The 14,367-nt window shown below is 65.4% G+C and carries 10 protein-coding genes; 5 read left to right on the forward strand and 5 right to left on the reverse strand.

Translation table 11 applies throughout. The features are described 5' to 3' along the window. The first annotated feature begins 223 nt into the window (after positions 1-223). On the forward strand, positions 224-3,640 hold the full coding sequence (locus N4264_RS13675) for a M64 family metallopeptidase (protein ID WP_261692812.1): 3,417 nt from the start codon (positions 224-226) through the stop codon (positions 3,638-3,640). Between the two features lie 342 nt (positions 3,641-3,982). On the opposite strand, the gene N4264_RS13680 is transcribed toward N4264_RS13675, so the two are convergent. Continuing rightward, positions 3,983-4,990 carry an AraC family transcriptional regulator gene (locus N4264_RS13680; RefSeq protein WP_261692813.1) on the reverse strand — a complete coding sequence of 336 codons (1,008 nt, stop codon included), beginning with the start codon at positions 4,988-4,990 and terminating at the stop codon, positions 3,983-3,985. Positions 4,991-5,188: 198 nt separating this feature from the next. Here N4264_RS13680 and N4264_RS13685 point away from each other — a divergent pair, with 198 nt between their 5' ends. Both N4264_RS13685 and N4264_RS13690 read left to right on the forward strand, forming a co-directional pair. After that, complete coding sequence (locus tag N4264_RS13685) at positions 5,189-5,911, forward strand: sterol desaturase family protein (protein ID WP_261692814.1); 723 nt, start codon at positions 5,189-5,191, stop codon at positions 5,909-5,911. Between the two features lie 43 nt (positions 5,912-5,954). Then, positions 5,955-6,434 (forward strand): SRPBCC family protein, encoded by a 480-nt coding sequence (locus N4264_RS13690; RefSeq protein ID WP_261692815.1) that lies wholly within the window; start codon positions 5,955-5,957, stop codon positions 6,432-6,434. An 85-nt stretch (positions 6,435-6,519) separates the two neighbouring features. On the opposite strand, the gene N4264_RS13695 is transcribed toward N4264_RS13690, so the two are convergent. Then, the gene (locus N4264_RS13695; RefSeq protein WP_261692816.1) at positions 6,520-7,824 is read right to left on the reverse strand and encodes a hypothetical protein; all 1,305 of its coding nucleotides are present in this window, start codon (positions 7,822-7,824) and stop codon (positions 6,520-6,522) included. Between the two features lie 426 nt (positions 7,825-8,250). On the opposite strand from N4264_RS13695, the gene N4264_RS13700 reads away from it, so the two are divergent. Together N4264_RS13700 and N4264_RS13705 are read left to right on the forward strand one after the other, a co-directional pair. Then, positions 8,251-10,038, forward strand: a complete 1,788-nt coding sequence (locus N4264_RS13700) for an ATP-binding protein (protein WP_261692817.1) — start codon at positions 8,251-8,253, stop codon at positions 10,036-10,038. A gap of 14 nt (positions 10,039-10,052) precedes the next feature. Beyond that, positions 10,053-11,096: a tetratricopeptide repeat protein gene (locus N4264_RS13705; RefSeq protein ID WP_261692818.1), complete on the forward strand. Its 1,044-nt coding sequence runs from the start codon at positions 10,053-10,055 to the stop codon at positions 11,094-11,096. Between the two features lie 44 nt (positions 11,097-11,140). Here N4264_RS13705 and N4264_RS13710 read toward each other — a convergent pair whose 3' ends face one another. From N4264_RS13710 to N4264_RS13720, 3 genes are all read right to left on the reverse strand, one after another. Next, entirely contained in the window at positions 11,141-13,552 is a 2,412-nt protein-coding gene (locus N4264_RS13710; RefSeq protein WP_261692819.1) for an ATP-binding cassette domain-containing protein, read from the reverse strand. A gap of 74 nt (positions 13,553-13,626) precedes the next feature. After that, positions 13,627-13,854, reverse strand: coding sequence for a hypothetical protein (locus tag N4264_RS13715; protein ID WP_261692820.1), 228 nt, complete (start codon positions 13,852-13,854; stop codon positions 13,627-13,629). A gap of 95 nt (positions 13,855-13,949) precedes the next feature. Next, positions 13,950-14,360, reverse strand: a complete 411-nt coding sequence (locus N4264_RS13720) for a VOC family protein (protein ID WP_261692821.1) — start codon at positions 14,358-14,360, stop codon at positions 13,950-13,952. Positions 14,361-14,367 lie beyond the last annotated feature (7 nt).

Consider the following 14,367-nt stretch of genomic DNA (forward strand, 5'->3'; position numbering starts at 1 on the left):
CGTGGACATCGCTGGCCGCTTGTGGAGAATCCTTCGTACGAAGCAGGGTAGGGAGCTCAGCCCCATCCGTCGTTGACAGTTCTGCGCGCGACGGGCGCATGGCGTCCTGTCGACTCCGGCGACTCGCCCCCGAATGGGCATGTGCCGGCGAAGAACGCGCGCTGGCGCTTCGTCGTCCTTCGTGGAAGACGGAGTACACGGGAGTGCTGAAGGAGCCGGAATCATGCGGAAGACGGGACAGATGGCAGGTGGAGCGAGCGTCGCAAAACGTCTGGCGGTTACCCTCGGATTGGCATTTGCCATCGGTGGTCATGTTGTCGAGCCGGCCACTGCCGTCGTGGTGTCCACGGCCCCGTCGTCGGCAGCGAGCGCTACCCGGGGATTGTTCTTCACGTTCCACTTCGCCGATGGCGCGGTGACGAGGGCCAGCGCCATGGCTGTGCCGCGGCATGTGCGCAGTCGTGTTCCTGCGCAGGAAGCCTATGTGCTGGCGGGCGAGGACGCCTCCGGAATGACCGTCGTGCGCGAAGGGTTGTCGAATCCCGCGATGAGAACCGGTGCTACGCATCGGGTGGCGGATGTGACCCTGGTCGCGCGCGTACCCGCCTCGCCGGATGTCACACGCTGGACGTTGCGTGATTCCCAGGGTCGGATCCTGTGGCAGCGGGCCGTCGACGCATCTTTTGCCCGCGATGCAGACACTCTCGCGCAGGAGACGCGGCGCTTGAGCCGGTCCGTCGGTTCCGCTGCGCTGCGTACGCAAGATCCCGGGGGGCGCCCCTTGGCGATCGCCAATGAGGAGAATATTCACGAACTTGCCGGGCAACTGCGCTCGGCCCGCTCACTGAAAGAACGAATCGCGGGTTACGAACGTATCCAGTCGCTGCTCGGCTTCGATGGCCCGGAACGCCACGGTCTTACCGACAGCTCGTCGGGGGTCTCTGCGCGCGTGTCAGGACCGACGGACGTGATGCACCGCCTGATCGGCAAACTGCGTCGCGCGGACGGTGAATCCATTGCGAACATGACGGTTCGGGCGTATCGCGCCGGCACCGAGGAATACGTGGGCTCCACCGTCAGCGATAACGATGGCAACTACGAGATGCAGTTGCCAGCCGGCCACTACGACCTGGACCTGACCACCGGCGCCCGCGGCTATAGCCGGCTCGATTCGATCGTTTACGCCACGATGCCACGCGTACGGAATGTGGCGATCAGCGGGCCGCTCACGCGTGATTTCACCTTGTCGGAACCACTGCGCACGGTCAACCTCGGTATCCGCGGCCTGCCGGTAGCCAGCCTCGAAGTCCGGGTGCGCCAGGGCGGCCAGCTGATGGCGCGCCCTCTGCTGGGTTTCGGCGCGCGCGAGGCGTGCAGCGGCGACATCTGCACGGAACGCGTGGCCCTGAAGCTGACGCCCGGCGTCTATGACCTGGAAATTGCGACGGAAGCGGGGACTTTCACCACCACGAATGCGCGCGTGGACCTGAGTGCGGGCGATGCGACGGTGGATGTCGATGCGACACGGGGCGCCGCGCCCTGGACGGGCCGGCTGGTGGACCCGGAGAGCAAGCCGGTGGCCGATACGATCGTGTTCAACATCGACGCCGAAGAGCGGCTGCGGGGCTATGCGTTCACCGACGCCGACGGCCGGTTCTCGATCCCCACCGTGGCCGGCTGGACCGTCCTGCTCCGGGGGCGTTCCACCAGCTCGCTGGCTGACCGCCTGGTCCGCGTCCAGGACCCGGCCGCATTGCCGCCGGTGGTGACGCTTGATCGCATCCCGTTCCAGGAAGACCGGCGCAACGCTGTCCTGCGCGTGTATACCGGCAGCGCGCAGGAGCGCATCCGGATGGTCTTTCTCGGTGACGGCTTCACGGCCGCGCGCGAAACGTTCACGGATGTCAACGGTAACGGTAAGTGGGATGCGCTGCTCTGGGACGACCGCAACGGCAACACACTTTTTGACGCGGGCGAGATGTATGTGCGGTACGGCGACGTACCGACTCCCGCTGCCGGCACGAATCCCGGCGTCGCCAACGAGCCGTTTCAGGACAGCAACAACGACGGCATTCTGAGCACGGACGATGACGCGGTTCTCGTCGCCGATGCGCGCGCTCATTTGCGGGCATTCCTGGGTGCAGACTATTGGACCGAGCGCCGCCATCTGGTGCAGGCGGACGTGGGCTTCGTGACCTCCCGCCAGGCCGGCGTCAATGTGGTCGACGCGGCCGGCAACCGGATCCGCACCGTCGACCTGGCGTTTCAGTCGACCTTGTACCGCGATCGGGAAATCCTGACCGGCAATGACGAGCAGGCCATGCGCGTCGCCGAGCAGCTATCGCCGGGGTTCGACTACGTCGTCGTCCTGGTCAACCAGCCGGTACCGGTGGGGCGCGCAAGCACTGTGCTGGGAGTCATTCCGGGCAGCATGTGGGCGATGGGCGGGCCGGCGATTCCGCAGTTCAGCAAGCCGATGAGCCATGAAATGGGGCATTTCGTGGGGCTGCTGTACGACGAATACACCGAATTTCCGCGTGCCGCCAATCTCGCGGTGCCGATCAATGCACCCAACGTCACGACGAATCTGCGCCACGGCGACGTGCCCTGGTCGAGCTGGCTCACGCCGGCACAGCCGCTTCCCAGTCTCGTTCCGTCCGCCGGCGTCGGCCTGTTCGAGGGCGCCAACTACTACCAGGGGGGCGTCTACCGGCCGAGCTTTGAATCCACGATGCGCGGTGGCGTGCTGTTCAATGCGCCGTCGCGCGCCGCCCTGGACCAGAACATCCTGCGGTTTGTCTCCGCCGTACCAATGCCGCCGCTGTCGGGCAACTGGTTCGACACCGCTCACGACGGCCACGGCTTCGATTTCCAGCTGGTCGAACGCAATGGCGAGCTGGGTGATTTGTACTATGTTGTGTTCTATACATTCTCGGGTGGGAGGCCGGACTGGTATACGGCGCTCGGCCGCTACACCGGCGGCCGCTTTGTCGCCATCCCCGATGCCAACGGCCACACGCTCAGTCATATCCGCTACGACGTCTCCGCACCGCAGGGACAGCGCATTCGACTGGATCCGGTCAGCTTCGGCAGTATTGCGATCGACTTCCGTCCGTCAGCCTGCGGCGCCGAGAGCCCGCTCGGTCCTGCCACACGCGGTACCTTGGAATACACCATTGATGGTGAGTCCGGCCGCTGGTGCATCGCCCCGGCGCTTCCCGCCGATACTTATGCGCAACCGGATTTCTCGGGCCACTGGTATTCGCCGCAGGACGGTGGCTGGGGCATGGAAGTGAATCTGGTGCGCAGCGGTGCCGGCAGCCAGGCCATTGCCTATCTCTACTATCCCGACGGTAGCGGCATGCCACGCTGGGCGATGGCCAGCGGTGCCTTCGTGGTCGGACAGCCGGTCGAGATGGAAATCAGGGAAGTCACCAGTGGAACCTGCCGCACCTGCACGCCCGTTCCGCCGAGAACGCGTGCGGTTGGCCGGATGACGCTCACGCTGTCGTCGCCCGCTCGCCCGAGCCCGGCGGCGGACGCCAATACGGTCACCATCGACATCACGCTGCCTGATGGCACGCGCTTCCGTCGCGACAATGCGCCGATTTCGCCGGTGTCGCAGCCGCGGGGTACGTAGCCGCACCGGCGCGGGCACAGGGCATCCCTCCGGCTGCCCTGTGCGCCTCGCGCTATCGTGTGGTGCCGGGTGGCGCGATCGTGAGCGCGATTTCAACGTGACGTTTCGCGACGGGCTGTCCGCTAATGGTTGGCAGGTTACGAAATATGCGCAGGACAACGCCGCAGCGCCAAGGGTCGCTTGGTGCTGCGATGGATAGCTGCATGGGGATATTCATACTGAAGACCGCAATGTGGAATGCCGCGCTGTGTGCGCGTCGACCTGCAGTATCGCGTGCGGGCGAATCAGACTGCGGTGCCGCGGCGAAGTCGGTACCGGGTGACGCCGATGGCCCGAGGTGATCTATTTGTCGGATTCCCGCCACTGGCCCGGCGCTGTCCCGAGCCAGCGCCGGGCCGCGCGGCTGAGACTGCTCGCGTCGTGATAGCCCATCTGCCGTGCGGCCTCGTCAAGCGAGACGCCCTGTCGCAACAGCGCCTTCAGGGCATCCTGCCGCGCTGCGTCCACGAGCGTTGTCCACGTCGCGCCTTCCTGCTGCAGCTGCCGTTGCAGGGCGCGCACGCTCATGCCCATGGCCCGGGCGAGATCTTCCACGCGCATGGCGCCGCTGACGCGGGCGGCCAGCCACTGTTTGGTGAAGGCCGTCAGTGAGCCGACCTGCGGCAGGCTGGCCAGTTGTCGATCAAGCAGCTCGCAGTGCACGCGGTGAAGATCGGGATCCGAATGCGGCAGTCGCCGGCCGAGTTCGGCCGCGGGCAAGCGGAACAGGTTGGCCGGCGCATCGAATTGCACCTCGCACCCGAAGAAGCGGCGATAGGCCGTGTGTTCGCCCTGCGCCGGGTGGCGGAACGCCACCGCGGTCGGAACCAGTGGCCGGTCGGCGAGGCGACGGCCCATGACCAGGATGCCGCCGACGATCGCTTCGACCTGCTGCGGGAACAGGCGCAGCCGGGCTAGTTGCTCGGTGTACACGATTGCGGCGTCGCCGTTGGATTCCGCCTGGGCGGTCAGTACGCCCGATTCGCTGACCAGGCGGTAGTAACGCAGCATCAGCGCCATGGCGTCCTGGAGCGAGGCGCAGGTCATGGCGGCAAGGCCGAGCGCGCGGAATGTCGCGGGCTGGGCTGCTTCCGCGACGGCAAGTCCCAGTAGGGGATCGCCGGTCAGCGCGAGCCCGTGTTCCCAGATCCGGTGAACGATTTCCGGCGCGATACGGCCATTGGGATCATCGAGCATGGCCGGGTCGATCGGCAGGCGGGCGTGGAGGGCCGACAGGTCTACACCCCGCGCCTGGATCACGCCGAGCAGGGTCCGGACATAGGGATTGGAGACGGTGCGCGGGTCGAGCATGGCGCAATTAGGGATGGTTGGCACGAAATGTCAATGTCGGCCCGTCGTCCTGTCAATGCGACCGGGAGTCAGGGCCGGCATGATGGATGGCACGAGGCGGGGGCGCACAGGTGGGGAAGGTGTCCGCCGTGATGCCGCAAGTGTCGCGCAACCCCGCTTCGCTCTCTCTCACCCTTCCGCGGCACCGACCTGGGGCTGTTGCGGATTTCACCGCCCAACTGGACAGCCATCTGCACCGACATGCTGGACGAGCGCCTTCCGCACGACACTGACGCTTTCCGTGCCCGCTACCGTGCAGGCATCAGCCGTTGGTATAACCCCTGGCTGCATGGTGGGTTCGTCCTGCTGTTCGGATCGGCCGTGATGGCCTGGCTGCTGGGTCGCATCGACGGCCTGAACGGTTGGGAATGGCTGGCGCTGCCGACGGGGCTGATCATTTTCAGCTGGGGCGAATACACGGTGCACCGTACGTTCGGGCATCACAAATACCGCATCGGTGCGCTTTTCTACAAACGCCACACGGGCGATCACCACAGCTTTTTCGTCGACGCAAAAATGCCATACGGTGAAGCGCGCGACTGGCGCGTCATCCTGTTTCCCGCGTGGCTGATCGTGCTTTTCAGCGGCGCACTGGTGCCCGCCTATTGGTTGCTGGCGAAGTTCAATGGCGATGCGGCGGCGCTGTTCTGCGCCACGCTGCTGGGCGGCTACCTGACCTACGAGGTGTTCCATGCCTGCGAGCATCTGCCGCCGCAACATCCCCTGGCGCGGTTGCCGTGGATCCGCCACATGCGGCGACTGCACCAGCTGCATCACCGCCGGGATCTGATGCAGTCCTACAACTTCAACCTGGTGTTTCCGCTGATGGACTGGCTGCGCGGTACGCTGTACTGGGAACCGGAAACCCCGCCGACGCGCTGATCGTCACGGACCGACAGTCCTCCATTGCCCGAGGAGTCACGCCATGCCGTTGCATACCAGCCGCACCCTGCTCAAGGCGACGCCCCAGGACGCGTTCGATTACCTCACCACGCCCGCGTGCTGGCATGAATGGCATCCCGCGTCTGTGGGGACGGAACCGGATACACGCGTGCCGCAACCCAAGGGGGCGGCGTTCGAAGAGAATATTCGCACCGCCGGGTTTCGCCGGCGCCTGAGCTGGCGAGTGGTGGAGGTTCGTCGCCCGTTCCTGTGGGAGGCCGTGGCGACGATCAACGACGGCAGCAGCGTCTGCCTTCGCTACGAATTCGCGCCCGACAACGGCGGTACCGCATTTACCCGTACCCTGCAATACACCGTCAAACCGCTCTGGCTGCGCCTGATCGACACCGTGATCGGACGCTTCCGGATACGCATGGAAACCACGTCGGCGTTACGTCGACTGCAGCAACGCTTCGAACAGGCGTTGGTCGCTGGCCCTGACGCGGTGGCACGCGACCCGTAGTGGCCTGCAACTGCAGGGCACTCGTTCCTTCGGCCCGGCCGGGTCGGTTGGCCGGGTCGAGGGGACACCTGCTTCGGGCTTCGCGTCAGGCGGCTTCGAAGCCGTTGGCGAAAATCAGGTCGCCATCGCTCAGGGCAAAGAAGTAGACGGGCTCATCCACGTCGTTGAGCAGGTAAAAGCCGTCGAGCCCCGGCGCGTAGCCAAAGCGGCCGAACGTGCCATTGGCCTGGCCGATGGTTGGTGTGACCGTGTTGCCGGCGGCGACAGGCAGGGTGTCCCAGGTCCAGGGCTGGGAACGCGGATCGGCGGGCGCGCGCAGCAGGGTGACGGCGCTGGTGGTTGCGACGTTCCGGTTGTGCCACAGCGCCACGGCGTTCAGGCCCGGAACCCATTGGCAGCCGGCCTGGCCACCGGGCTGTCCCAGATGCGCCGGCCAGGAGTTGGTCGCACCGGGATGGGTCAGTTGCGCCGTCGTAGCATCCCATATGGCAAAACCCTGCGGCAGCGCGGCGCTGAGCATGACCAGGATGTCGTGCTGCGGCGCGTGCGTGAGCGCGTGGTAGTTCCAGTAATTGGCCTGGGTGCCCCCGGTGAAGACGTCCCACTGGTTGGACGCCACGTCGTAGCGTGTGAGCCAGGCCGTTCCGGCGCCAATCCACCACACGGCGTCACGCGTGGCGTCGTAGCAGGCACCGCCGTACTCGACCGCCGCTGCCGGATGCGTGGTGCGCACCTCCCATTCACCGTTGCTGGTGTTGAGCAGCAGGCTGCGCTGCGTCCCCGCCTGTCCGCTCTGGAAGGTGGCACCCTGCACGGCGCAGAACGGGCCGCGCCCCGGTAGATAGACATGTTTGTTGTAACTGTGGATGGCGCGGGGGCGGCCATCGGCATAGTTGCCTGTCGCTTCCTGGCCGTCAGCCAGGGTGATCTGGCCCAGCGGCATGGATCCGGATGGCGGCCGTGGCATTCGCCACTGCGGAATCTCGTCGGCCAGGCAGATGCCATAGGCTTCGTTGCCGGCATAGTCGCCGTGCCCGCCACCCAGTGGCAGCCATAGCGTTCCGCTACCGTTATCGTAGCAGGCGCCGCACCAGGGCAGAATGACTCCCGCCTGGCCGAGCGCGCCGCCCCAGGGGCCACGATTGTCGTTGGGATTGCCGACGAGGTACGGGTTGAGCTGGGGATTGCGTGCCGGGTCGATCTGCTGGAGCGTGTTGGCTGCGGGAATGGCGCGCCAGGTATTGGCCGCCATGGCACGCCGCCATGTGGGAAACGGCGTCCCCAGCGCACTGCGAGGCGTCGCGCCTGCGAGGCGGGCCAACGGCAGGCAACCCAGGCCGACGGCGGCCTGGAGCAGACGGCGGCGTCCCGGATGATCGACCTTGTCCATGACGTGCTCCCAGAATGCAGTTAGCGGGGGAAGCAACGCGGATTGCGTTGGCGACCGAGAGCGAAGGCTAGGCCGGAAACCGCCGGAGCGGTGTGATGGGTCGAACAGTTCGACGTGCCGCCGCCCGAACGTCGCCGCACGAGTTTGCCACTGATCTGCAGGCCTGGCGACGGCGTCGCGCGACGGATCTTTGGTGGTACCGGTCACGGACGACCTCCCGGTGCATGTCTGCCGGGGGCGTCGGTTGCCGGCAGAGCGCATTGAGCTGCGGGCGAATGCGGTATGCTTGACGGTCTCTTCCCGGGAGATCGACTGCGGCGCGTCTTGCGCAGTCGTGGCGTTCGCAGGCTCGCGGCACTCCCCGCGGGCGATCTGAACGTCCGGCGGCTTCGCTGCCATCTGCGCCAACCCAACTGGAACATCGTCATGACCGCAAGTCTGCAGAAGACGCAAGTCGACCTGGCCGGGTTGATGCGCGTCCTGGGCGAAGCGCTGTATTCCACGCCGTTCGTTGCCATACGCGAGCTGGTCCAGAACGGGCACGATTCCTGTACCCGGCGTGCCAAGGAAAGCACCGAACCCTTCGAGCCGAAGATCCAGGTGCGTACGCGGCCCGGCGAACTGATCATCGAGGACAACGGCGCCGGGCTCACGCTCGAGGAGATCCACACGTACCTGGCCACCGTTGGCCGCGGCTACACGCGGACGCTGCGCGAGAAGGGCGGCGGCGACGATCTGATCGGCTATTTCGGACTGGGCTTTCTGTCCGCGTTCGCGATCAGTCATCGGGTGGAGTTCTGGACTTGTTCCTTTCAGGCGCCGGGCCTTGCGCATCGCTTTGTCAGTGTCAGCGGCGAATCCTACTCGGTGGTGGTGGCAGCCAACCGCGCCGTCGGGACCCAGGTACGCCTGTTCCTGAAGGACGAAATGCCGATGCTGGGGGACCCCGCCATCGTCGAAACCTGGTTGCGCAAGTACTGTTGCCTGCTCAAGCACCCGGTCGCGCTGAATGGCGGCGTGGCCGTCAATGCCGAGCCGCCACCCTGGCGACGCCAATCCGAACTGAGCGACCTGCGGTACAAGACGCTCTCGTTGGCATTCGCCCGCCACTTCGAGAATGTGTTCGACCCGATTGCGACAATTCCCGTCAACCGGGCGGATTATGCCGTGCAGGGCATGCTCTGGATCCAGGATGGCGGCAGCTTTGCCAGCAGCGACAACCGCAACCTGTCGGTTTTCGTGCGCGGCATGCTCATCGGAGAAGACGAGCGCAACCTGCTGCCGCGCTGGGCCGGATTCGTGGGCGGGGTCATCGAAAGCACGCTGCTGCAGCCGACCGCCAGCCGCGAGTCGCTTCGGAACGATGATGCCTATGAGTTCATCGCCGGCGTGCTGCAGCAGGCGCTGGTGTCCGGCCTGCGGCAGATTGCTGAATCTGATCCGGCCAGCTGGCGCCGGATCCTGTCGCGCCACAACGAATCACTGCTGGCTGCAGCGCTGGTCGACGCGACCTTGTTCAAGCTGGTCGGCGACGACGTGACCGTGCGGACAACGGAAGGCGACTTCACCATGCCCGCGTTGCTGGAACGGTGCAACGGCACCGTCTATCTGTCGTACGAGGAGCGCGCCGGCGTCGAATCGATGTTGCTGAAGGCCTTGAAGCAGCCGATCGTGCTGGGGTGCCGGTTCGCGGCGGGACCATTCTGCGCACGCTATGCGCAGGCACATGGGGCCCCTATTGTCGTACTCGGAACGGACACCGGCGCAGAGACGCTGTTCCGGCCCAGTGATCTGGCGCGCGATGAAATCGCGGTGCTGGAGGCGTGTTTCTTCGCAGCTGACCGCGATGTGCTGGTCCGCCAGTTCGATCCACCCTTCCTGCCGTTCGCGGTACTGACCAACCCGGAGGCCGAGATCCGGCGGCGGCTGGAGAGCGACGAGGCCGACCGGCGCATCGGCCAGGCGGTCCTGGGTCTGGCGCGGCAGTTCACGGCGGGCATCGCCCAGCAGAAACTGGCGAAGGTCTACGTCAATGCGGCCAATCCCGTTATCCGCGAATTGCTGCAGTTGTCCAACGAACGCCGCACGCAGGCGGTCGCCGCACTGCAGCCGCTGCTGTCGCTGTGCGCCGATGCGCGCGGAACACCGGACATGGAGCGCGCATTGACCGATTTCGGAAACGCGCTGCTCACACTCCTGAGGGATGGACCATGAACATCTGGGATTGGGTGCTCAAGGCGATCAACGAATTGCGTGCCGCGGGACAGGATCGGCTCGCTGAAATCATGGCCCGGTTGCCATCCGCCGTTTGCGATGGAGACCATGCTGTTGCCGAGGCAATGATTCCCGAGGGATTAGCGTTGGCGCGGGCGATCAACAGCCCATGGATTGAGGTCTATCTGCGCCACTGGATCGCGCAATCGCGGGTCAGCCACCGGCGCGACGTTACCCAGGGCATGTCCGAGGTCATCAGCCTGCTGGAGTTTGCCCATACCGAGGCGGCGGCCGAGTGTCCGCAAAGCATCTGCGTCACGCAGGATGTCTGTCTTGCCTACGCTGTGCTGGACGGCCCCGGTTACGCCCGGGAGCGACTGGCTGTCGCGGCGGAGACCATGGAGCGGATCAATGTGCGCTGGCCGTGTTTTGAGTGCATCGGGTCTGAATATGCACGCGCGCTGATGGCGCTGGACCGCTTTGCCGAAGCGGAGCAGTACTGCCACGATCGAATGATCGAGCAGGCCGCCATCGGCACCGTAGGCTACGACGCATTGGGACTGTACAGGGTCAAGGCCATGATCTGGCAGGGGCGTTTCGCCGACGCGCTGGACTTTCTCAAGACCCCGCTGAAGGATTCCGCCAACAAGTCAAAGCACGACCGCTACACGCTGCTCAAGTGCCTGGCGCATGCGGGGCTGGGGCAGCTGGAGCCGGCACTGGCGTGCTGGCGATCTCATGACAGGCTCTCGCCCTCGGAGTACGCCATGTGGGCGCGCTGCGCCTTTGCGTTGTGCACCCTGGACCCCCAGCGTAACCATTCGGCGCTTGATGAGGACTTCCGGCAGATCATCGGCGAGCTGGAAAGGAGCGGAGCGCTTTATGAGCAGGCTGAGATCGGCATGACAGCCGCCCAGCTGGCCGCCGCGCGTTCGGATCCCGACGCACTCGCACGGCACCTGGCGCAGGTGGAATCGGTGCTGCCGAAGTTGCGTCGTCCGGAACCCATCGCGGTGCAGTGGCGGCAACTGAAAGACGAATCCGTGCGCGCTGACTGACGCGCCGGCCACTGCCGCGGCGGCGCACGCCGCGGCAGTGTCGATTACGTGACCCGCGCCGGTTTCGTCCGGCGGCCGACATAGTCCGCCAGGTGCTGCCCGGTGAGTGTGGAACGCGCCGCCACCAGTGCCGCCGGCGTGCCTTCGAAGACAATCTTTCCGCCATCGTGGCCGGCGCCGGACCCAAGGTCGATGATCCAGTCGGCATGTGCCATGACCGCCTGGTGATGTTCGATCACGATTACCGATTTGCCGGCATCGACGATCCGGTCGAGCAGTGCCAGCAACTGCTGCACATCGGCCAGGTGCAGGCCGGTCGTGGGTTCATCCAGCACGTAGATGCCGCCTTTGCCGGCCATGTGGCTGGCGAGCTTGAGTCGTTGGCGCTCACCGCCGGAGAGCGTGGTGAGTGGCTGACCGAGGCTGAGATAGCCCAGGCCGACATCCGCCAGCCGTTGCAGGATCGCGTGCGCCGCGGGTGTTTGCGCCTTCCCGCCGCCGAAAAACTCGCTCGCTTCGCTGACCGGCATCGCGAGGACTTCGCTGATGTCGCGACCGCCAAGGCGATATTTCAGTACCGATGCGTCGAACCGCTTGCCGTCACAGTCTTCGCAGGTCGTCGCCACGCCGGCCATCGTGGCCAGATCCGTATAGATCACGCCGGCACCGTTGCAGGCCGGGCAGGCGCCTTCGGAGTTCGCGCTGAAAAGCGCCGGCTTGACGTTGTTTGCCTTGGCGAAGGCGTTACGGATCGGGTCGAGCAGGCCCGTGTAGGTGGCCGGATTGCTGCGGCGCGAGCCGCGGATCGCGGTCTGATCTACCGATACCACGCCCTCGGACTCGGGGATGGAACTGTGGATCAATGAACTCTTTCCCGAGCCGGCGACGCCCGTCACGACGCAGAGCACGCCCAGCGGGATGTCCACGTCGACCTTCTTGAGATTGTTGGCGGTGGCGCCGCGGACCTTGATCGCACCCTTGGCCTTGCGCACCGACTCCTTGAGCTGCGCGCGATCGTCGAAGTGGCGGCCGGTCAGCGTGCCGCTCGTCTTCAGCCCCTCGACGCTGCCCTGGTAGCAGACGGCACCGCCGGCGGAACCTGCTCCGGGGCCAAGATCGATCACGTGGTCGGCAATCACGATCGCCTCGGGCTTGTGTTCGACGACCAGCACCGTATTGCCCTTGTCCCGCAGCTGCAGCAGCAGCGCATTCATGCGCTGGATGTCGTGGGGATGCAGGCCGATGGTGGGCTCGTCAAAAACGTAGGTCACGTCCGTCAGCGCCGAGCCGAGGTGACGGATCATCTTGGTGCGTTGCGATTCACCGCCCGACAGCGTGCCGGTCGGCCGGTCGAGCGAGAGATAGCCCAGCCCGATGTCCACGAAGGATGCAAGCGTCTGCGCCAACGCGTCGACCAGGGGCGCGACCGCGGGCTGCTTGATCCCCCGGACCCATTCAGCCAGGTCGCTGATCTGCATCGCACAGGCGTCGGCGATGTTGACCTTGCCGATGCGGGACGAACGCGCCGCCGCGTTCAGGCGCGTACCTTCGCAATCGGGGCAGGTGCCGAAGGTCATCGCCCGTTCCACAAAGGCGCGGACGTGCGGCTGCATGGCGTCGAGATCCTTCGACAGGAAGGATTTCTGGATCTTGGTGACCAATCCTTCGTAGGTCAGGTTGATCCCATCGACCTTGATCTTGGTCGGCTCCTTGTAGAGCAGGTCCTGCAGTTCTTTTTTCGAAAACTTGCGGATCGGCTTGTCCGCGTCGAAGAACCCGCAGCCGTTGAAAATGCGGCCGTACCACCCGTCCATGCTGTAGCCGGGGACGGTGATGGCGCCCTCGTTGATGGACTTGGACTCGTCGTACAGCTGGGTGAGGTCGATGTCGGAGATCTTGCCCATGCCTTCGCAGCGCGGGCACATGCCGCCAACGCGGTTGAAGGTCTGCTTTTCGGTTTTCTTGGCGCCCCGCTCGACGGTGATCACACCGACGGCGCGCACGGACGCCACATTGAACGAATAGGCATTGGGCGGACCAATGTGCGGCTTGCCCAGGCGGCTGAACAGGATACGCAGCATTGCGTTCGCATCGGTGACAGTGCCGACCGTCGAACGGGCATTTGCTCCCATCCGTTCCTGGTCAACGATGATTGCCGTGGTCAGGCCATCGAGCACATCCACGTCCGGTCGCGCCATTGACGGCATGAAACCCTGCACGAAGCTGCTGTAGGTCTCGTTGATCAGTCGCTGCGATTCCGCCGCGATGGTGCCGAACACCAGGGAGCTCTTGCCGGATCCGGAGACGCCGGTGAACACCGTCAGCCGGCGCTTGGGGATATCGACGCTGACGTCCTTGAGGTTGTTGACGCGTGCTCCCTGCACGCGAAGGAGATCGTGACGGTCTGCGGCGTGCACGTCGGCCGACGGTGCGTCCTTTCGCTTGGGCTTGTTCATGAGTACTCCGTGTCGCGGGGACGGTCGGCGCCCGGACTCGGCGCCGCCGGATGCACTGGGCGGGCGATCGCCGCTTACTTTTCTGTTGCCGCGGCTCGGCTGCTGCGTGCGCCGGATACGTAGGGGAGGGCGAACAGGTAGAGGCCGGTTATCACCAGCAATGCCAGCGGCAGCAGCGGCAGGTAGGACACCCAGACGATGGGCTTCTCCTGGGCGAGGGCGATGAACGTGGCGATGACGGTCAGGGTGAAGATGATGGACACCCAACGGTGAAACTGCCGAATCCCTTTATTCCAGTTCACAGAAACCTCCGGCGGAGTGAGTCGAGCGAAAGGCGCCCGGCGGACACCGGGCGTGGAAAATCGTTCTAGGGCCGCGCGGCAACAGCCGCCGCGGCTCAGCGTCGCTGCTGGATGCGGATCAGGTTGCCGGAAGGGTCGCGCACGGCGCAGTCGCGAACGCCGTAGGGCTGGTCCGTCGGTTCTTCGACAATCTCGGCATCGCGGTCCTGCAGGCGCGAGAACACCGAGTCGAGATCGGCCGTGGCCAGCAGGAGCGTGGCGTAGGTTCCCTTGGCCATCATCTCGGTGATGGTGCGCCGTTCCTCGTCGGTGATGCCGGCGGTCACCGCGGGCGGGTGCAGCACGATGGAGGTGCCCGGCTGGTCGGCGGGCCCGACCGTGATCCAGCGCATGCCGTTGTAACCGACATCATTGCGGACTTCGAAACCGAGCGTGTCGCGGTAGAAGGCCAGGGCTGCGTCCGGATCGTTATGCGGCAGGAAACTGGCGTGGATGGTGATGTTCATGACTGGC

The sequence above is a fragment of the Tahibacter amnicola genome (genome assembly GCF_025398735.1).
GTDB classification, from domain to species: Bacteria; Pseudomonadota; Gammaproteobacteria; order Xanthomonadales; family Rhodanobacteraceae; genus Tahibacter; species Tahibacter amnicola.